The organism is Saccharothrix sp. (assembly GCF_031180885.1).
GTDB lineage: Bacteria > Actinomycetota > Actinomycetes > Mycobacteriales > Pseudonocardiaceae > Actinosynnema.
Genome location: NZ_JAPSLK010000029.1, coordinates 16,318 through 35,753, shown reverse-complemented (window position 1 = coordinate 35,753; position 19,436 = coordinate 16,318). Strand labels below are relative to the sequence as shown.

17 protein-coding genes and 1 tRNA gene are annotated in these 19,436 nt (G+C 71.6%); 14 read left to right on the top strand and 4 right to left on the bottom strand.

Going from position 1 to position 19,436, the window contains the following annotated elements:
* The first annotated feature begins 33 nt into the window (after window positions 1–33).
* From RIN75_RS27315 to RIN75_RS27305, 3 genes are all read left to right on the top strand, one after another.
* Window positions 34–1,044: an ATP-binding cassette domain-containing protein gene (locus tag RIN75_RS27315; RefSeq protein ID WP_309114891.1), complete on the top strand. Its 1,011-nt coding sequence runs from the start codon at window positions 34–36 to the stop codon at window positions 1,042–1,044.
* Window positions 1,041–1,727 carry a methionine ABC transporter permease gene (locus RIN75_RS27310; RefSeq protein WP_309114890.1) on the top strand — a complete coding sequence of 229 codons (687 nt, stop codon included), beginning with the start codon at window positions 1,041–1,043 and terminating at the stop codon, window positions 1,725–1,727. The genes RIN75_RS27315 and RIN75_RS27310 overlap by 4 nt, the downstream gene beginning before the upstream one ends.
* Before the next feature lie 229 nt (window positions 1,728–1,956).
* Window positions 1,957–2,772 (top strand): MetQ/NlpA family ABC transporter substrate-binding protein, encoded by an 816-nt coding sequence (locus RIN75_RS27305; protein WP_309114889.1) that lies wholly within the window; start codon window positions 1,957–1,959, stop codon window positions 2,770–2,772.
* Between the two features lie 6 nt (window positions 2,773–2,778).
* On the opposite strand, the gene RIN75_RS27300 is transcribed toward RIN75_RS27305, so the two are convergent.
* Window positions 2,779–3,513 (bottom strand): DUF4184 family protein, encoded by a 735-nt coding sequence (locus tag RIN75_RS27300; RefSeq protein WP_309114888.1) that lies wholly within the window; start codon window positions 3,511–3,513, stop codon window positions 2,779–2,781.
* 105 nt (window positions 3,514–3,618) lie between these two features.
* Between RIN75_RS27300 and RIN75_RS27295 the strand changes: the two genes are divergently transcribed.
* Together RIN75_RS27295 and RIN75_RS27290 are read left to right on the top strand one after the other, a co-directional pair.
* On the top strand, window positions 3,619–4,584 hold the full coding sequence (locus RIN75_RS27295) for a 4-(cytidine 5'-diphospho)-2-C-methyl-D-erythritol kinase (RefSeq protein ID WP_309114887.1): 966 nt from the start codon (window positions 3,619–3,621) through the stop codon (window positions 4,582–4,584).
* Window positions 4,585–4,603: 19 nt separating this feature from the next.
* On the top strand, window positions 4,604–6,370 hold the full coding sequence (locus RIN75_RS27290) for an ABC-F family ATP-binding cassette domain-containing protein (RefSeq protein ID WP_309114886.1): 1,767 nt from the start codon (window positions 4,604–4,606) through the stop codon (window positions 6,368–6,370).
* Window positions 6,371–6,507: 137 nt separating this feature from the next.
* On the opposite strand, the gene RIN75_RS27285 is transcribed toward RIN75_RS27290, so the two are convergent.
* Window positions 6,508–7,104: a TetR/AcrR family transcriptional regulator gene (locus RIN75_RS27285; protein WP_121223234.1), complete on the bottom strand. Its 597-nt coding sequence runs from the start codon at window positions 7,102–7,104 to the stop codon at window positions 6,508–6,510.
* Between the two features lie 104 nt (window positions 7,105–7,208).
* Complete coding sequence (locus RIN75_RS27280; RefSeq protein ID WP_309114885.1) at window positions 7,209–8,168, bottom strand: acyl-CoA desaturase; 960 nt, start codon at window positions 8,166–8,168, stop codon at window positions 7,209–7,211.
* Between the two features lie 165 nt (window positions 8,169–8,333).
* Here RIN75_RS27280 and RIN75_RS27275 point away from each other — a divergent pair, with 165 nt between their 5' ends.
* From RIN75_RS27275 to pth, 8 genes are all read left to right on the top strand, one after another.
* Window positions 8,334–9,479 carry an alpha/beta fold hydrolase gene (locus RIN75_RS27275; protein ID WP_309114884.1) on the top strand — a complete coding sequence of 382 codons (1,146 nt, stop codon included), beginning with the start codon at window positions 8,334–8,336 and terminating at the stop codon, window positions 9,477–9,479.
* A gap of 125 nt (window positions 9,480–9,604) precedes the next feature.
* Window positions 9,605–9,675: transfer RNA gene (locus tag RIN75_RS27270), tRNA-Gln, on the top strand.
* A gap of 31 nt (window positions 9,676–9,706) precedes the next feature.
* Window positions 9,707–11,419 (top strand): GGDEF domain-containing protein, encoded by a 1,713-nt coding sequence (locus RIN75_RS27265; protein WP_309114883.1) that lies wholly within the window; start codon window positions 9,707–9,709, stop codon window positions 11,417–11,419.
* A 433-nt stretch (window positions 11,420–11,852) separates the two neighbouring features.
* A complete protein-coding gene (glmU, locus tag RIN75_RS27260; protein WP_309114882.1) occupies window positions 11,853–13,334 on the top strand; it encodes a bifunctional UDP-N-acetylglucosamine diphosphorylase/glucosamine-1-phosphate N-acetyltransferase GlmU in 1,482 nt (493 codons plus the stop codon).
* A 14-nt stretch (window positions 13,335–13,348) separates the two neighbouring features.
* Entirely contained in the window at window positions 13,349–14,320 is a 972-nt protein-coding gene (locus RIN75_RS27255) for a ribose-phosphate diphosphokinase (RefSeq protein ID WP_309114952.1), read from the top strand.
* A 298-nt stretch (window positions 14,321–14,618) separates the two neighbouring features.
* Window positions 14,619–15,224, top strand: coding sequence for a 50S ribosomal protein L25/general stress protein Ctc (locus RIN75_RS27250; protein WP_309114881.1), 606 nt, complete (start codon window positions 14,619–14,621; stop codon window positions 15,222–15,224).
* A 58-nt stretch (window positions 15,225–15,282) separates the two neighbouring features.
* The gene (locus RIN75_RS27245) at window positions 15,283–15,798 is read left to right on the top strand and encodes a DivIVA domain-containing protein (RefSeq protein WP_309114880.1); all 516 of its coding nucleotides are present in this window, start codon (window positions 15,283–15,285) and stop codon (window positions 15,796–15,798) included.
* Window positions 15,788–16,357 carry an aminoacyl-tRNA hydrolase gene (pth, locus tag RIN75_RS27240; RefSeq protein ID WP_309114879.1) on the top strand — a complete coding sequence of 190 codons (570 nt, stop codon included), beginning with the start codon at window positions 15,788–15,790 and terminating at the stop codon, window positions 16,355–16,357. The genes RIN75_RS27245 and pth overlap by 11 nt, the downstream gene beginning before the upstream one ends.
* A 13-nt stretch (window positions 16,358–16,370) precedes the next feature.
* On the opposite strand, the gene RIN75_RS27235 is transcribed toward pth, so the two are convergent.
* Window positions 16,371–18,008, bottom strand: coding sequence for a fatty acyl-AMP ligase (locus tag RIN75_RS27235; protein WP_309114878.1), 1,638 nt, complete (start codon window positions 18,006–18,008; stop codon window positions 16,371–16,373).
* Window positions 18,009–18,111: 103 nt separating this feature from the next.
* On the opposite strand from RIN75_RS27235, the gene RIN75_RS27230 reads away from it, so the two are divergent.
* Window positions 18,112–19,350 carry a DivIVA domain-containing protein gene (locus RIN75_RS27230; protein ID WP_309114877.1) on the top strand — a complete coding sequence of 413 codons (1,239 nt, stop codon included), beginning with the start codon at window positions 18,112–18,114 and terminating at the stop codon, window positions 19,348–19,350.
* The last annotated feature ends 86 nt before the right edge of the window (window positions 19,351–19,436 follow it).

The following is a 19,436-nucleotide window of genomic DNA, read 5'->3' as shown; positions in this document are numbered from 1 at the left end:
GTGCGCTGCCGCGTGCAGTCGTGGAGCGAAAACGTGATCACTGTCGAGAACCTCACCAAGACCTTCCCCGGGAGTGCGGGACAGGTTCGCGCACTGGACGGCGTGAACCTGGACGTCGCCGCGGGCACCGTCCTCGGCGTCGTCGGCCCCAGCGGTGCGGGCAAGTCCACGCTGGCCCGGTGCGTCGCGCTCCTGGAGCGCCCGGACAGCGGCGCGATCCGCGTCGACGGCACCGACCTGGTGTCCCTGGGCGGCACCGCGCTGCGCAACGCCCGCCGGCAGATCGGCGTTGTGCCGCAAGGGGATTCGCTGCTGCGCCAGCGCACCGCCGCGGGCAACGTGGCGCTGCCGCTGGAGTCCGCCGGCGTCCCCGGCCCCCAGCGCCGCACCCGCGTCGCCGAACTGCTCGACCTGGTCGGCCTGACCGACAAGGCGGGCTCGTACCCCGACCAGCTCTCCGGCGGCCAGCGCCAGCGCATCGCCGTGGCGCGCGCCCTCGCCGCCAGCCCGTCGGTGCTGCTCGCCGACGAGCCGACCTCCGCCCTGGACCCCGAGACCACCGGTTCCGTGCTGACCGTGCTGGACCGGGCGCGCGCCGAGCTGGGCGTGACGGTCCTCGTGGTCACCCACGACATGGGCGTGGTCCGCAAGATCTGCGACGACGTCGCGGTGCTGGAGGACGGCCGCGTGGTGGAGCACGGCAAGGTGCTCGACCTCGTCGCCGACGCCGGTTCCCGCACGGCCTCGTCGCTGCTGCCCGCCGTCGACCAGAACCCGGCCGCCGAGAAGGCCTACGACCGCGTCGCGGACGTGGTGCTGGTCGGGTTCGCCGCGGTCGGCGCGCTGCTGCCGGAAGCCACGTCCCGGTTCGGCGTCGAGCTGAACCTGCTGGGCGGCGGCCTGACCCGGCTCGGCGAAACCCCGGTCGCGCGGTTCCGCGTCGGCCTGAACGGAGAACGCGCCGACTCGGCGCTCGAATTCATCGCGGACGCGGGTGGGGCAGTGCGGCGGACCCTGACCGGTCCGCAGGGAGTAGCTGCGTGAGGTCTGCAACACCCTGGTCCACCGTGTTCGACGGCGTCCTGGTCGCCACCGGGCAGACGTTGTACATGGTGGCCGTCTCCACCCTGATCGCTGTGCTGCTCGGCATTCCCGTCGGCATCTGGCTGCAGCTCACCGCCCCCGGTGGGCTGCGGCCGAAGCCGGTGGTGCACAACCTGCTCGGCTTCGTCGTGGACCTGGGGCGGTCGATGCCGTTCCTGGTCCTGCTGATCCTGTTGATGTCGTTCACCCGGCTGCTGCTGGGCAACACCATCGGTCCGACGGCGGCGATCGTGCCGCTCGCGGTGGGCGCGATCCCGTTCGTCGGCAGGCTGGTGCAGAACGTGCTGGCGGAGGTGCACTTCTCGGTGGTGGAGGCCGCGGTCACCACCGGGGCGTCCACCTTCAAGATCGTCCGCTCGGTCCTGATGCGCGAGTCGCTGCCCGCGATGATCAACGCCATCGGGGTCACCGCGATCGCCATCCTCGGCTACTCCGCGCTGGCGGGCGTGGTGGGCGGCGGCGGTCTCGGCGACGTGGCCGTGCGGATGGGCTACCAGCGCTTCGACGACCGCTACCTGTGGAGCACCGTGGTGGTCCTCGCGATCATCGCGACGCTCATCCAGGTGATCTCGAACCGGGTCGCCCGGGCCGTCGACCGCCGCCGCCACGCTTCCACCGTCTGACCCGTCTGTACCTGAACCCTCCGCCCGAGCCCGAACCCGAGCCGCCAAGCCCGAACTCCGAGTCGGGGTCCGAACCGGCCGGAACCACCTGCGCCAGCTGTGGCGGCGAATCGGACCGCCAAGGCCCCGACCCGCGTCAGAGCCGGCCGTCGCGTGCCCGTCGTCCAACCCGCGTCGTCCCACCCCTTGCCCGAGCTGAAATTCTTAGTTGACTGAAGGAAAATTTTCCATGCGTAGGCGTATTGGTGCTGCCCTCGTCGCCGTGCTGCTGACCGCGGTCGGCTGCGGGAGCGGCCAGACCGGCGGTGCCGCTTCGGACCCGAACGCGGCGCTCAAGGTGGGCGTCAGCCCCGTCCCGCACGCCCAGGTGCTGCGTTACGTCGCGGACAACCTGGCCAAGGACAAGGGCCTCAAGATCGAGGTCGTCGAGTTCACCGACTACGTCCAGCCGAACACCGCGCTGGTCGACGGCTCGCTGGACGCCAACTACTTCCAGACCGTCCCCTACCTCGACACCTTCAAGGCCGAGAGCGGCGCGAAGCTGGAGTGGATCGGTCCGGTCCACATCGAGCCGCTGGGCGTGTACTCCAAGAAGCACAAGAAGCTGTCCGACCTGCCGAACGGCGCCCGGGTGGCCGTCGCCAACGACGCCACCAACGAGGCCCGCGGTCTGCGGCTGCTCCAGGACAACGGCCTGATCAAGATCAAGCCGGGCGCGGAGCGGACCGCGACCATCCGCGACATCGCCGAGAACCCCAAGAACCTGGAGTTCGTCGAGCTGGAGGCGGCCCAGCTGCCCCGGTCGCTGGAGGACACCGACGCCTCCGTGGTGAACGGCAACTACGCGATCGACGCCGGTCTCAAGCCCTCCAACGACGCCCTGGCGCTGGAGAAGGCCGAGGGCAACCCGAACGCGAACGGCCTGGTCACCCGGGTCGAGCTGAAGGACGACAAGCGGATCAAGGACCTGCTGGAGCTGCTCCAGTCCCCGCAGGTGAAGGACTACATCAAGCAGACGTTCTCCGGGTCCGTCCTCGCGGTCTGACCCCTCTCAAGTGCCCGCGCGCTCTCGGCTCCGGCCGAGGGCGCGCAGTGCCTTGTAGAGCGCCAGACCAAGGATCAAGCCGCTGAGGACGGCGATCACCGCGTCGACCACGTAGTCCTCCAGCCCGGGACCGTCGATCACCAGGGCCGTGAAGACCAGCGCGAACATCACCAAACCGATGCGGGCCAAGGCCGGACGGTCCGGTGGGGCGCAGTGGTCGGGCACCGGGCGTTCGGGGGCGCGGGCGAGTTCGCGGCGGCACCACCAGATCAGCAGGACTGCGCCGAGCAGACCGCTGATCCACTGCGCGACTTTGTAAGCGCCCAAGCCCGGCATCACGTCGTGCCCCAGTCGGGGGATGAAACGCAGTGCCCAGCCGTCCGAGTGGGTGAACCCGTCCCACAGGACGTGGGTCAGCGCCCCGATCAACGCCGAGACGAGCAGCGCCGGGCCGAACCGGGGCGCGGGCAGGCCGGCGGCCTTCGCCCGGACGGGCTCGGGGACCAGCGCCATCACCGGTTCGTGCAAGACCGCGCGGTACAGGAGCAGGGCGACCAGGGTGATCGGCACGTCCACCAGCGCGACGCCCCACCACGTGTGGGTCAGCTCACCGCCCCACGGCCGGATCGCCGCGAAGTACGGCAGATCGGGTGCCATCGAGCCGACGACCAGCGCGGACGGGACGAGCGGGCGGCGTGCGAAAAGGATCACGGCGGCGACGTGCGAGACGGTGAACGGCACGCGGTCGATTGTCGGGCGAAGCCGACGCGATGAGCCGACCACCAGGCGGCCTTGCCGCGACGCCGGCGGCGGCGCGATCCAACACCGAGCCCGTAGGCTCTTTATGTGCTCGCCGTCGTTCCGCCACCGGTCACCGTCCGCGTCCCGGCCAAGGTCAACCTGCACCTGGCCGTCGGGGAGACGCGCGCGGACGGGTACCACGACCTGGTCACCATCTTCCAGGCGCTGTCCCTGACCGACGAGGTGACGGTCGCGGTCGCCGACGACCCCGGGGTCGAGGTGCACGGGGAGGGTGCGGACGCCGTCCCCACCGGTCCGTCGAACCTGGCCTGGCGGGCCGTCCGCGTGCTCGCCGCCCACGTCGGGCGCGACGTCGACGACCCCAAGGTCCGGGTGGTGATCCGCAAGTCCATCCCGGTCGCGGGCGGCATGGCCGGCGGGAGCGCCGACGCCGCCGCCACCCTGGTCGGCCTGGCCGCGCTGTGGCGGCTGGAGATCGGGCGGGACGAGCTGGCGGGCCTCGCCGCCAAGATCGGCGCGGACGTGCCGTTCGCCCTCTACGGCGGCACCGCGCTGGGCACCGACCGGGGCGACCAGATCGTCCCGGTGCTGGCGCGGCACACGTTCCACTGGGTGCTGGCGTTCGACCGGCGCGGCCTGTCCACGCCCGAGGTGTTCGACGAGCTGGACCGGTTGCGCGCCGACGGCGACCCGCCCCGGGTCGGTCCGGCCGAGGCCGTGCTGGAGGGGCTGGCGTCGGGCGACCCGCGGCAGCTCGCGCTGCTGCTGGGCAACGACCTCCAGGCCGCCGCCGTGTCCCTGCGCCCCAACCTGCGCCGCACGCTGCGCGCCGGGGTCAACGCGGGCGCGCTGGCGGGCATGGTGTCCGGCTCGGGACCGACGTGCGCGTTCCTGTGCACGGACGGCGACTCGGCGGTCCGGGTGGCGGCGGAGCTGGCCGGGGCCGGGGTGTGCCGGACGGTGCGGGTCGCGCAGGGGCCGGTGCACGGGGCGCGGGTCGTCGGGGCGGAGGAAACCCCCCGGCCGACGCCGCCCGAGGTTCACGCGTAACTAGCTGAAGGTTGTGTTGATGGCCAACTTGGTCAACTTGGAGACCGTCTCCAAGTCGTTCGGTGTGCGTCCGCTGCTGGACTCCGTGTCGTTGGGCGTGGGTGCCGGCGACCGGATCGGGGTCGTGGGCCTCAACGGCGGTGGCAAGACCACGCTGCTGGAGGTGCTCGCGGGCATCGCCGAACCGGACGACGGGCGGGTCAGCCGCCAGCGCGACGTCCGGATGGCGGTGGTCACGCAGCGCACCGAGTTGCCGCCGGAGTCCACCGTCCGCAACGCCGTGATCGACCCGTTGGGGTTCGACGCCGAGCACGAGTGGGCGGCGGACGCGCGGGTGCGCAACATCCTGGACGGCCTGGGCATCACCGCGCTGGGGCTGGACTCGGTCGTGGGCACCATGTCCGGTGGCGAGCGGCGGCGGGTCGCGCTGGCGGCGGCGCTGGTGCGGGAGCTGGACCTGGTCGTGCTGGACGAGCCGACCAACCACCTGGACGTCGAGGGCGTCCGGTGGCTGGCCGACCACCTGCTGGCGCGGCGCACCGCACTGGTGGTCGTCACCCACGACCGGTGGTTCCTGGACACGGTGTGCACGCGGACGTGGGAGGTCGTGGGCGGCCGGGTCGAGCAGTACGAGGGCGGGTACGCGGACTGGATCTTCGCCCGCGCCGAGCGCGCCCGGCTGGCCGACGCGATCGAGGAGAAGCGCCGCAACCTGGCCCGCAAGGAGCTGGCGTGGCTGCGCCGGGGCGCGCCCGCGCGGACGTCGAAGCCCCGGTACCGGATCGAGGCCGCCGAGGCCCTGATCTCCGACGTGCCGCCGCCCCGGGACACCGTCGAGCTGCTGGCCTTCGCCAAGCGCCGGCTGGGGCGGACGGTGCTGGAGCTGGAGGACGCCACGCTGACCGTCGGCGACCGGACGCTCGTGCGGGACCTGACCTGGCGGGTCGGTCCGGGTGACCGGATCGGCATCGTGGGCGTGAACGGGTCCGGCAAGACGACGTTGCTGCGGGCGCTGGCCGGTGAGCGCGAGCTGGACGGCGGCCGCCGCATCCAGGGCCAGACGGTGAAGCTCGCCCACCTGTCGCAGGAACTGCACGACCTCGACGGGTCGATGCGGGTCCTGGAGGCGGTCGAGGAGGTCGCGCGGCGGGTCGTGCTGGGCAAGCAGGAGATGTCGGCGTCCCAGCTGGCGGAGCGGTTCGGGTTCTCCTCGCAGCGGCAGTGGACGCCGGTCGGGGACCTGTCGGGCGGCGAGCGGCGGCGGTTGCAGCTGTGCCGGCTGCTGATGGCCGAGCCGAACGTGCTGCTGCTCGACGAGCCCACCAACGACCTGGACATCGACACGTTGCAGCAACTGGAGGACCTGCTCGACTCGTGGCCGGGCACGCTGGTCGTGATCTCGCACGACCGGTACCTGGTGGAGCGGGTGTGCGACCAGGTGGTGGCGCTGTTCGGGGACGGGCGGTTGACCGACCTGCCGGGCGGGATCGACGAGTACCTGCGCCGCCGGGACGCGGCCGTCGCTTCGGCGCCGGCTCCCGCGGCGGTCCAGAAGGCCCCGTCGTCGGCGGCCGACCAGCGCGCGGCGCGCAAGGAGTTGGCCCGGTTGGAGCGGCGGCTGGAGCAGCTGCACAAGAAGGAGGCCGAGCTGCACGCCAAGCTGGCGGAGGCGGCCACCGACCCGGAGCGGCTGATGGCGCTGGACGCCGAGCTGAAGTCGGTGCTCGCCGAGGCCGAGGACGTCGAGGCGCAGTGGCTGGAGGCCGCCGAGACCGCGGAGGGCTGATGGCGGGGGCCGCCGGCCCGAAGGAAAGAGAGCGCTCGCCGCGCGGCAGGCCCCCGGAGGGGAAGACCGAGGCCCTTCCGTGGGCTCTGCGGCCCGGCGTTGCGCCTTCGGCGCGGAAGCGGCTGGGCGCGAGCGGGTCAGCGGCGGGTGCGCAGGCGGGGTTTGTGGTCCATGTGGGACAGGCCCTTCCAAGCCAGGTTGACCAGGTGGGCCGCCACCTCGTCCTTCTTCGGCTTGCGGACCTCCAGCCACCACTGGCCGGTCAGCGCGACCATGCCCACCAGGGCCTGGCTGTACAGCGCGGCCAGCTTGCGGTCGTAGCCCTGGCGGGAGAAGTGCAGGCCCAGGATCGACTCGACCTGCGAGGCGATGTCGTTGAGCAGCGAGGAGAACGTGCCGGTCGAGGACGCCACGGGGGAGTCGCGGACCAGGATGCGGAAGCCGTCCGTCGAGCCCTCGATGTAGTCCAGGAGGGCGCACGCGGCCTGTTCGAGCAGTTCCCGGGGGTGGCCGCCGGACAGGGCGTTGACGATGTGGTCCATCAGGTACTGCATCTCGCGGTCCACGACGACCGCGTAGATGCCTTCCTTGCCGCCGAAGTGCTCGTACACCACCGGCTTGGACACGCCCGCCCGGTGGGCGATCTCCTCGATGGACGTGACCTCGAAGCCCTTCTCGGCGAACAGCGCGCGGGCCACGTCCAGGAGTTGTTCGCGCCGTTCCTTGCCGGTCATCCGCACGCGCGGGACCGGGGTCTCGTCTGCTCGCCGTCGTCCCGCCACTCCGGTCACCCTAAACACCCGCCCCTCACCAAGTCGGCGTGGGGCGGGTGAACCGTTCACTTCTTGACGCTGATCCGGGCGAGGCGCTGCTCGGTCGGCCAGCGCACGTCCCGCGCCCAGCCGAACTTCTCGAACAGCCAGATGAGCCGCGCGGAGGTGTCGATCTGGCCGCGCTTCACGCCGTGCCGGGCGCACGTCGGGTCGGCGTGGTGCAGGTTGTGCCACGACTCGCCGAAGGACAGGATCGCCAGCGCCCACACGTTGGCGGAGCGGTCGCGGGCCGCGAACGGGCGGTCGCCGACCATGTGGCAGATCGAGTTCACCGACCACGTCACGTGGTGCAGGAACGCCACGCGCACCAGGCCCGCCCAGAAGAACGCGGACAGCGCGCCGGCCCAGGACATCGTGATCAGACCGCCCAGGGCCCCCGGTGCGAGCAGGCTGATCGTGGTCCACAGCCAGAAGTACTTGTCGACCCACACGAGGTCCTTGTCGGCCAGCAGGTCCGGCGCGAACCGCTGCGCGTTGGTCTTGTCCCGCTCGAACAGCCAACCCATGTGGGCGTGCCAGAAGCCCTTGGCCAGGGCGACCGGGCCGGAGCCGAACAGCCACGGCGAGTGCGGGTCACCCTCGCGGTCGGAGAAGGCGTGGTGGCGGCGGTGGTCGGCGACCCACACGATCACCGGGCCCTGCAACGCCATGCTGCCCGCGATCGCCAACCCGACCTTCAGCGCCCGGTTGGCCTTGAACGAGCCGTGCGTGAAGTACCGGTGGTAGCCGATGGTCACGCCGAGGCCGGACAGGTAGTAGAACGCCACGAATAGCGCGACGTCGACCCAGCCCAACCCCCACCCCCAGGCGAACGGCACTGCCGCGATCAGGGCCAGGAACGGCACGACCACGAACACGTAGACGCCGAACTGCTCCACGTGACCGCGCCGGCCGTCGATCATCGGCTTGGGGCCTTTGTCTTCCGGACCGCGCGGCGTCTGCCTGCTCTCCAGGGTGCTGGTCATACGTCTACCTCGTTGTTTTCGGGGGCGATTCCACGGCTACCTACGGCACCGTAACTTACGGAAGCGTAAGTTAGGCCGGCCTGCTCCCGCCACACCCGGGACGAAACTCACGGCGTGTTCTCAGGATCTCGGGCGTGTCGATCACGGCAGGCGCATCATTCGGTGATGGGGACGTCGAACGTTCGCCGCAGACGTCGGTGGCGGATCGCCGCTGTCGTGTTCGTGGTGCTGTTGTTGCTGGTCACCGGTGGTGCGGTGGGGGTCGGCTGGTACTACAGCGGCCAGCTGCTGGAGCCGGACCAGGCGCGGCCCGGCTACCCGGACACCGTCACCGGGGTGGGTGACGGGACCGTCTCGCTGGCGGAGTCGCGGGTGAGCGCCCTGCCGGGCACGTGGGGGCTGGTGTGGCCGGACGGCGCGGCGAGGGTCGGGAAGGTCACCGGGCGCTCGGACGGCACGGTGACCAGGGCGTTGGAGGGCTCGGCGCCGCCGGTCGGGACGAAGGTCCGGGTGGAGACCTCGGTGTGGACCAGCGATCCCAAGTCGGCGCACGGGCTCGACTACCGGGACGTGAGCGTGCGCACGGAGCTGGGCGACGCGCCCGCCTGGCTGGTCCCCGGCACGTCGTCCACTTGGGTGATCGCGGTGCACGGCCGGGGCGGGTCCCGGTCCGAGGCACTGCGGGTCGTCCCCGCGCTGCATGAAGCTGGGTTACCCGTTCTCGCGGTGACCTACCGGAATGACGCCGGCGCGCCCGCGTCGCCGGACGGGCTGTTCCACCTCGGGGACACCGAGTGGCGCGACGTGGAGGCCGCCGTGCGGTACGCGACCGAGCACGGGGCGCGGGACGTGGTCCTCTACGGCTGGTCCATGGGCGGGGCGATCGTGGGGCAGTTCCTGGGGCGGTCCGGGGAGGCCGACGAGGTGGTCGCCGCGGTGCTGGACGCGCCGGTGACGAACTGGACCAAGACGCTGGAGCTGCAGTCGCGCAACCGGGGCGTGCCGACGCAGCTGGTGCCGGTCGCCGAACTGGTCTCGGACTGGCGGGTCGACCTGGAGTTCGAGCGGTTCGACCTGGTCTCCCACCCGCCCGCGCACAAGCCGCGCACGCTGCTGTTCCACGGCGGTGCCGACGGGACCGTCCCGGTGGGCGCGTCGCGCGACCTGGCGGCGGCTTCGCACGCGCTCGGGTGGCCGATGAGGTACGTCGAAGTGCCCGCCGCAGAGCACACCGCGGCGTGGAACGTGGACCCGGAAGAGTACGAGCGGACCTTGACGGAGTTCGTGGGTTCTCTCAACGCACCGTCCTGAACTGCGGAAACACGCAGGGTCATGATCGGGTTACCGACAGATTGCGGCCAGTTGAGTGGTCGTGCTGACCTACCGGGACCACTCGTGACAACATGTGTTCGCGCGGACGAGGGCTCCTCGTCCGTTCCGCCATGGTGTAAAGGCAGCACCTCGGATTTTGGTTCCGATGGTCCAGGTTCGAATCCTGGTGGCGGAGCGATAGCGGCCGAGCCGGGGCGTCCGGCGCGGTGGACCCTGCGGGTGCATGGGGGTGTGAGTCGCTGCACGAGGAAGCGGTCGACGAGCAGGGCAACGTGGTGCCGGCGCTCCACGAGATGTCCGACGCGTGGCTGGTCGGCCGCGCGAGCGAGCTTGTCGCCGTGGCCCAGAGCAGCCACCTCTCGGACCAGTTGGAGGCGACCCACGAGGTCGACAAGCTCCTGGCCGAGGCGCAGGCCCGCGGCGAGCCGCGGATCGTCGGCCAGCTGCTGCGCGCGGCGGCGGTGGTCCGGCTGGTCACGCCCGGACTCGTGGACATGTCCGACTCCATGCTGGACGAGCTGCTCGCGCACACGCGCCGGCACGGCCTGGTCGTGCTGGAGGCCGAGGCGCACGCGCTGCGCGGCCGGCGGTACCTGCTGGGCGGGTTCGAGGACAAGGCGCTGACCGAGGTCGCCAGCGGCCTGGCCATGCTGGAGGAGGACCTCACCCCGGACCCGATGCTGGACAAGCGCACGTGGGACCGGCTGCTGGCCAACGCGCTGCAGAGCACCGGCCTGGTGCTGACCCAACTCGGCGTGTACGAGATGGCCGACCAGGTCCTGGCGCGGGCGCACAACGCGATCCGGGACAGCGCCGGGCCGCACCTGATCTACATCCACCTGATGAACCGGGCCCGGATGCTCATCGGCTGGGGCCTGCGGCTGGAGCGGGTGGACAACCTGGAGGAGGCGGCGACCAAGTTCGCCACCGCGTCCGCCATCGCCGAAGCTGTGGAGGGGCCGTTCCGCGAGTCCCTGCACCCCGGCCGGCGCGACCGGTCCGCGGCCGAGCAAGTGCCGATCATCGGCGCCGCGCACGCCCTGGCCAAGCCGGGGCCCGAGCACATCGCGCCGCTGTGGCGGTTGCGCGAGCTGTCGATGTACGCGCGCGAGCTGATCATCGTGTCCATCGCGCTGTCCCGGTGCCTGGCGCTGGAGGAGTTGCCGCAGCAGGCGCTCCAGGTGCTGTCGGACGCCCGGACGCGGCTGGAGCACGACACGTCCGAGCCGACTTTGATGCTGTGCCTGGTGCGGGAGTACGCGCAGCTGTCCGGTCCGCACGGGGAGCACACGACGTCGGCGTTGCAGTTCTACGCGAACGCGCTGGAGGTGGAGCTGTGGCAGATGCAGGAGGCCCGGACCGCCACCCTGGTGACCCGGCGTGACCACGAGCGGTTGACGCGGGCTCATGGCGCGATCGCGCAGCAGGCTTTGCAGGACCCGTTGACGGGGTTGCCGAACCGGCGGGCTCTGGATGACCGGTTGGGTGCGCTGATCAGTGCGCAGACGCATCCGATGGCGATCGCGTTGGTGGACTTGGACGGGTTCAAGGTCGTCAACGACAAGCACTCGCACGCCGAGGGCGACGACGTGCTGCGGGTGATCGCTTCGACGCTGCGGCAGGCGTTGCGCGGGGACGACCTGGTGGCGCGGTACGGCGGGGACGAGTTCGTCGTGCTGCTGCCGGGGGCGCCTTTGCACGCGGCGGAGGCGGCTTTGGGGCGGGCGGTGGACGCGGTGGCGACGTTGCCGGGGGACTTGTCGCGCGGGGTGACGTTGTCGGTGGGGGTCATCTCGGTGCGGCCCCGGGAGTCGGCGCACCAGGCGTTGGCCCGGGCGGACTCGGCGATGTACCTGGCCAAGCGGCGAGGTGGGTGCCAGGTGGCGGCCGTCGAGGGCGAGGCGTCGGCCGAGGCCTGATCGGCGCGGCGCGTCCGGGGTGTGGCCTCCGGCCCCCGTCTCCATTGTCCCATCGGGGTACGACAGTTCTGGTCGCGGGGCGTGATTGCGGGCACATCACCGGTGCGTCCGGTGATCGTTCCCGTCGTCTGGTCCAGACCGGCGTGGGGGTCACTCGTTCGAGCGGGATTCGTCGTCGCGTGGGGCGTAGATGCACTGGGGGGCTTGCGATCCGCCGGTCCGGGTCAGGTCCCGGAGGGGTCGGCGACGAGGGCGGTCCGGGGTGTTCGCGGCGGTCGGAAGGGGTCTCCGGACGGTGTCGGGGTGGGGTCCGACAGGTAACTGCCAGGTTGCCGCCGTGGAAGGCGAGGGGGGCTCGGAGGCTTAGTATCAGCACCTGGCGGGAGCCAGGCCTTCCCGCTGGCAGGCACGCACTCAGCTAGGGAGAGCGCTGATGCTCGAGGGTGTTTCCACCCCAGTCAGCACGATCGTCCTCGCAGCGGGTGAAGGCACCCGCATGCGCTCAGCCACCCCCAAGGTGTTGCACCGGATCGCCGGCCGCTCCCTCGTGGAGCACGCGGTCCGCGCCGCCGCCGGGACCGATCCCGACCACCTGGCCGTCGTCGTCGGGCACGGCCGGGCCGCGGTCACCGCACACCTCGACAGCCTGTCGACCGCACTGGACCGCAAGGTCACCGTCGCGGTCCAGGAGCAGCAGAAGGGCACGGGCCACGCGGTCGGCTGCGGCCTGGCCGAACTGCCCGCCGACCTGACCGGCACGGTCGTCGTCACCTACGGCGACGTCCCGCTGCTCGACGCCCAGACGTTGAACGACCTGCTCGTCGAACACGGGAACGCCGGCAACGCCGTGACCGTGCTGACCGCGATCGTCCCGGACCCCACCGGTTACGGCCGGATCGTCCGGAACGAGGCCGGCGAGGTCGAGGGGATTGTTGAACAAAAGGACGCGACTCCTGTTCAACAATCCATCAACGAGATCAACTCCGGTGTCTACGCCTTCGACGCCGAGGTGCTGTGCGACGGGCTCTCCCGGCTGTCCACCGACAACGCGCAGGGCGAGCTGTACCTGACCGACGTCCTGTCCATCGCGCGCGGCGACGGCAAGCGGGTCGGCGCGGTGATCACGAACGACGCGTGGCTGGTGGAGGGCGTCAACGACCGGGTCCAGCTCGCTCGGCTGGGTGCGGAGTTGAACCGGCGGATCGTCGAACAGTGGATGCGGGCCGGGGTCACCGTGATCGACCCGGCCACCACCTGGGTGGACGTGGACGTGCAGATCGGCCGTGACGCCACCATCGAGCCCGGCGTGCAGCTGCGCGCGGGCACCGTGGTCGGCGAAGGCGCGGTCGTCGGGCCGGACACCACCCTCAGCGGCTGCTCCATCGGCGCGGGCGCGACCGTCGTGCGCACCCACGGCACCGGCGCCCAGATCGGCGCGGGCGCCTCGGTCGGGCCGTTCGCCTACCTCCGCCCCGGCACCAGGCTCGGCGCCGACGGCAAGATCGGCACGTTCGTCGAGGTCAAGAACTCCGAGATCGGCACCGGCTCCAAGGTGCCGCACCTGAGCTACATCGGCGACGCCACCATCGGCGAGCACTCCAACATCGGCGCGGCCAGCGTCACCGTCAACTACGACGGCGTCAACAAGCACCGCACCGTCATCGGGTCCCACGCCCGCACCGGCTCGGACAACATGTTCGTCGCCCCCGTCACCGTCGGGGACGGCGCGTACACCGGCGCCGGGACCGTCGTGCGCCGCGACGTGCCGCCGGGCGCGCTGGCCGTGTCCGGCGGTCCGCAGCGCAACCTCGAGGGGTGGGTCCTGAACCGCAGGCCCGGCACCCCTGCCGCTCAAGCGGCACAGGACGCCCTGGCGTCGCAGAATGCCGAGACAACCGCCGAGGAAGGGCGTTGACCGTGAACCCCACCATGCCCGGGACCCCGAAGAAGAACCTGATGCTCTTCGGCGGTCGCGCCTACCCCGAGCTGACCGAGCAGGTGGCCAAGCACCTCAACGTGTCGGTGACCCCGCAGTCGGCCTACGACTTCGCCAACGGCGAGATCTTCGTCCGCTTCGAGGAGTCGGTGCGCGGCTGCGACGCGTTCGTCATCCAGTCGCACTGCGCGCCCATCAACCAGTGGCTGATGGAGCAGCTGATCATGGTGGACGCGCTCAAGCGGGCCTCCGCCAAGCGCATCACCGTGATCATGCCGTTCTACCCGTACGCGCGGCAGGACAAGAAGCACCGCGGCCGCGAGCCGATCTCCGCCCGCCTGGTCGCCGACCTGTTCAAGACCGCCGGCGCCGACCGCCTGGTCGCCGTCGACCTGCACACCGCCCAGATCCAGGGCTTCTTCGACGGCCCCGTGGACCACCTGTGGGCCATGCCGCTGCTGGCCGAGCACATCCGCGACAAGTACGCGGGCCAGGAGCTGACCGTGGTGTCCCCGGACGCCGGCCGCACCAAGCTGGCCGAGAAGTGGGCCGACACCCTGGGCGGCGCGCCGATCGCGTTCATCCACAAGACCCGCGACCCGCTGCGCCCCAACGAGGTCGTCGCCAACCGCGTGGTCGGCCAGGTCAAGGACCGGCTGTGCGTGGTGATCGACGACATGATCGACACCGGCGGCACCATCGTGAAGGCCGTGGAGCAGCTGCTGGCCGAGGGCGCCTCCGACGTGGTGATCGCCGCCACCCACCCGGTCCTCTCCGGCCCGGCGGTGGACCGCCTGCGCAACTGCGGCGCCCGCGAGGTCGTCTTCACCGACACCCTGCCCATCCCGGCCGAGAAGCGCTTCGACGCGATGACCGTGCTGCCGATCGCGCCCCTGCTGGCCCGCGTGATCCAGGAGGTCTTCGAGGACGGCTCCGTCACGAGCCTTTTCGACGGCAACGCCTGAGAGAGCCGACCCGACACGCCGGGGTGCCCGAAAGGGGTGCCCCGGCGTGTTCGCGTTCATCCGACGGTGGGGCCTATCCCGGGGCACCCCCGATTAGGACCAGTTCGGAGACCGGCCTACACTGGTCGGGTTGCCTCGGCGAGGGCGAGCGTCACGCTTGTCGTGATCGACGCGGCGGTTGTGGTGATGCCGCGCGTGTCCACCCTCCGCGCCGCCCGTCGTCGTAGGCCAGCACCCCGCTTTGCGCACCGAAGTACCGCCCGACGTTTCAAGGCCAGACCGTTAGGAGAGCCCCACCGTGTCCGAGGTCCGTCTCGCCGCAGAGGAGCGCACCGAGTTCGGCAAGGGCGCCGCCCGCCGCACCCGTCGTGCCGGAAAGATCCCCGCGGTGCTCTACGGCCACGGCTCCGACCCGAAGCACCTGGCCCTGCCGGCGCTCGAGTTCGCCCGTGTCGTCCGCGAGCACGGTCACAACGCAGTTCTGACGCTGGACATCGACTCCACCAGCGAACTCGCGCTGACCAAGACCGTCACCACGCACCCGATCAAGAACTACATCGAGCACGTGGACCTGCTGCTGGTGCAGCGGGGCGAGAAGGTCACCGTCGACGTGCCCGTCGTCGTCACCGGTGAGCCCGCCGCCGCGACCCTGGTCACCCAGGACCTGACCACGATCCAGGTCGAGGCCGAGGCGCTGCACATCCCGGAGCAGATCGAGCTGTCGATCGAGGGCGCCGAGGCCGGCACCCAGGTCCACGCGTCCGACCTGAAGCTGCCCTCCGGTGTCGGCCTGGTGACCGACGCCGAGGCGCTGGTCCTCGCCGTGAACGCCGCCCCGACCGCCGCCCAGCTGGACGGTGGCGAGGGCGAGGCCGCGGACACCGAGGCCTCCGAAGAGAGCTGAGCCCATCACGTCGGGCTGGTCGAACGGCACGTCACCCCCGCCTCCGGGTGGGGGCGGCGTGCCGTTCGCGTCGCTCAGCCCGGCGCAGGTGCGCTCGACGTCCTTCCCCCGCGGCCGGCGGGGCAAGGGCTACGACCCCGCCCAGGTCGACGCGTTCCTGATCCGGATCGCCGACGCCCTGTCCGGGCGTAGCGCGCTTCACCCCGACGAGGTCCGCCGGGTCGTCTTCCACGAGGTGCCCGGCGGCTACGACCAGCGGTCCGTGGACGAGTTCCTGACCCGCATGGAGTGGCAGCTGCGGGCCGGGCTGGTGCCGCCGACCGGGCTGCGCACGGGCGCGGACCTGCTGGCGGTGAAGATCCCCCGGTCGTCCAACGGCTACGATCGCGGCGAGGTCGACGCGTTCCTGGCGCGCGCCGCCGCCTCCCTGGACGGGCGCGGCCGGATGACCGCCACCGAGGTCCGCCACACCAGGTTCAGCACCACGTCCGGCCTGCGGCGGGGGTACCAGACCCGCGCGGTGGACGCCCTGTTGGACGAGCTTGAGCAGGAGTTGCGGTTCCGTGGCCGATGACATCGCCCTGGTGGTGGGCCTGGGCAACCCGGGCCCCAAGTACGAGGGCAACCGGCACAACGTGGGGTTCATGGTCCTCGACGTGCTCGCCGACCGGATCGGCGGCAAGTTCAAGGCGCACAAGGCCGGCGCCGAGGTCCTCGAAGGACGGCTGGGCTCGCGCAAGGTGGTGCTGGCCAAGCCGCGCGGCTACATGAACACCTCCGGCGGCCCGGTCGCGGGCACCGCGCGCTTCTACAAGGTGCGGCCCGCCGACATCGTCGTCGTGCACGACGAGCTGGACCTGCCGTTCGCCGCGGTCCGGATGAAGCTGGGCGGCGGCGAGAACGGCCACAACGGCCTGCGCTCGATCACCAAGTCCCTGGGCACCAAGGACTACCACCGCGTCCGCTTCGGCGTGGACCGCCCGCCGGGCCGCATGGACCCGGCGGACTACGTGCTGCGCGACTTCTCCCTGGTGGAGCGCAAGGAACTCGCCTTCGAACTGGACCGCGCGGCCGACGCCGTCGAGGCCCTGCTCGAACTGGGCCTGGAAGCCGCCCAGAACAAGTTCCACTAGGCAGGCTTCGTCCTCAGGCCGGCACCAGGGCCGCCGCGGCGGAGCGGCGGAGCTTGCCGGACGGGGTCTTGGGCAGGCTGCCCGGCTTCAGGACCACCACCGCGAACGGGCGCAGGCCCACCGCGTCCACGACCCGGGCGTTGATCTCCTTGGTCAGGTCCTTCACCGCGTCGTCCTCGCCCGCGTGCTTGGACTCCACGACCACGGCGAACCGCTCCCGCCGCGTCCCCGCGTCCAGGCGCACCGCGACCGCGTTGCCCGCCCGCACGCCCTCCACGGACGTCGCCGCCCGCTCGATGTCGGTCGGGTAGATGTTGCGGCCACCCATGATGATCACGTCCTTGCGCCGCCCGCACACGACGACCTGGCCGTCCACCACGTAGCCCTCGTCGCCGGTGTCCAGCCAGCCCTCGGCGTCCTGCGTGGCCAGCGGGCCGTCCACGGTCAGGTAGCCCGGTGTGACGGCCTCGCCCCGCACGCGCAACTGCCCCACTTCGCGCTCGCCGCGCACCGCGCCCGAGTCGTCCACCACCTGCACCTCCAGGCCCGGCAGCGGCGGACCGAGCAGCGGGAACGACCGCGCGTCCGGACCGGGCTCCACCGGCACCGCGCGCCGGTTCGCCTCCAACTCGTCCGGGTCGACGTGGTCCACCGCCATGCCGGTGAACACGGGCGCGAACGCCACGCCCAGCGTCGTCTCCGCCATGCCGTACGCGCACAGCACGCACTCCGCGGGCATCCCGAACCGCGCGCCCGCGTCGGTGAACGCCTTCACCGCGGTCGGGTCGATCGGCTCGGCCCCGTTCAGCGCGATCCGCAGCCGGGACAGGTCCCACGTGCCGTCCTCCACGCCGCCCATGCGGCGGGCGGCGATGGCGTAGGCGAAGTTCGGCGCGGCGGTGATGGTGCCCCGGTAGCGGCTGATCAGGTCGGGCCACAGCGTGGGGCGGGCGAGGAAGTCGACCGGGGTGACCTTCACCAGGTCGATGCCGAACAGCATCGGCACGGTCAGGAAGCCGACCATCCCCATGTCGTGGAACAGCGGCAGCCACGACACCATCCGGTCGGTCTCCGGGTCGAGCTCCGCCGCCTCCTCCATGGCCTTCGCGTTGGACCACAGGTTGCCGTGCGTGATGCGGACGGCCTTCGGGTCGGCGGTGGAGCCGCTGGTGAGCTGGAGCAGGGCGGTCGCGGATTCGTCGACCTCGACCGGCGCGGGCAGCGGGTCGCCGTCCAGCTCGTCGAGCCTGCGGTAGGACACGCCGTTCTCGTCGAGGACGCCCGCGAGCGCGTCGAACGGGCTGCCCAGCAGGACGAGTCGGGCGCCGATCATGGCCAGCACGCGCAGGGTGTCCGTGGCCCACTCGGCGAGGTCGGTGCGCGGGGTGGGCTGGTGCAGCATGGTGATGCTGCCGCCGGACAGCCACACCGCCTGCACGGCGGGCGCGATCTCCGCCGGGTCGCCCGCGAGCACGGCCACCGCCTCGCCCGGCGCGACCCCGCCCGCGACGAGCGCGCCGGCCATCCGCCGGGCCTCCTCGTGCACTTCCGCCCACGTGCGACGGGTCGGAGCGGTCGGCTCACCCGTCGTCATCCCTCGATCGTTGGCACTCGCAGCGGTTGCCACCATCGTGTCCACGAACCGGCTCATGGGGGTCAGAGTAGAACGATCTCCACCGCATTGAGCCAAAGGGGCGAAACAACTTCACCTCCGTCCGGAGATACTCCCCGGTACACGAGAGAAGGAGATGAGGGTGGGGTTCGAAGCGCGTCCGCACACGGCCACGCGTCCGGCCACGGCACCGCGTCCGACCACGGCACCGCGTCCGCACGCACCGGCGCACCCGGCGCCGCTGCTCAGCGCCCAGGACCTGCGCCAGGTCGCGTTCCACCGCCCGCCGCCCGGGACGCCGGGCTACGAGGAGCGCCAGGTCGACGACTTCCTCGACCGCATCGAGGCCACCCTCCTGGGCCGCGACGACGTGACCGAGCAGGACGTCCGCCGCATGCGGTTCCGCCCCGCGCAGCCCGGCTACCACGCGGTCGAGGTGGACGCGTTCCTCGAACTGGTCGCGGAAACCCTGAGATCGACCCCGCAGCGCAGACAGGCCGTGGCCCCGGCGCAAGGCGCGCACGCCACGTCCACCGCCATGCGGCCCGCCCCGAGGCTGACCCCGCAGGACGTCCGCGGCGTCCGGTTCCACAAGCCGAGGCCGGGGAACCGGGGCTACCACGAGGGCGAGATCGACGCCTTCCTGGACCGCATCGAAGCCACCCTGGCCGGCCGCGACACCCTGACCGCGCTGGAGGTCCAGGACCACGAGTTCTCCTGGGCCCCGCCCGGGATGATCGGCTACGACGAGGACGACGTGGACACCTTCCTGGACCTCGTCGTGGTGACCCTCGAACAGACCCCGCCGCCGCCGCCCGTCCGCCCCCGCCCCAACGTCGGCTCCCGCCCGTTGACCGCGCGGGACGTGCGCACGGTCGAGTTCGGCAAACCCCCGCGCGGCCGCCGCGGCTACCACGAGTCCCAGGTGGACAAGTTCCTGGACCGCATCGAGGCCACCCTCCTGGGCAACGACGACCTGACCGCCCAGGACATCCGCGAAGCCAAGTTCAGCCGCCCGATGTTCGGCCGCAGGGGCTACGACGAGACCGAGGTCGACGCGTTCCTGGCCCGGGTGGAGAAGCAGCTGTCGGACGGGCCGCTCCGGCCGGGCGCGCTGCCGGCGATCACGTCGTGGAAGCAGTTGCGGATGATCAAGATCCCGATGGCCGGCCCGAACCGGCGGGGTTACCGGACCTCGCAGGTGGACCGCGTGCTGGAGGAGGTCGGGATCGCGCTGGACGGGATGATCGGCGCGTCGTCGGCGGAGGTGGAGAAGACCCGGTTCGCGCTGTCGTTGATGAACGGCCAGGGCTACGACTGCGCATTCGTGGACGAACTGATGCCGTTGTTGGTGGCCGAACTCCGCCGCCGAGGCCGCTGACCCCACTTCTCGCCGCCCAGCGGCTGCTTTTCGCTTTTCGCCGCGCTCCGCGCGGCGGGCTGGCTATCAGCCACAGGCGGGGCTTC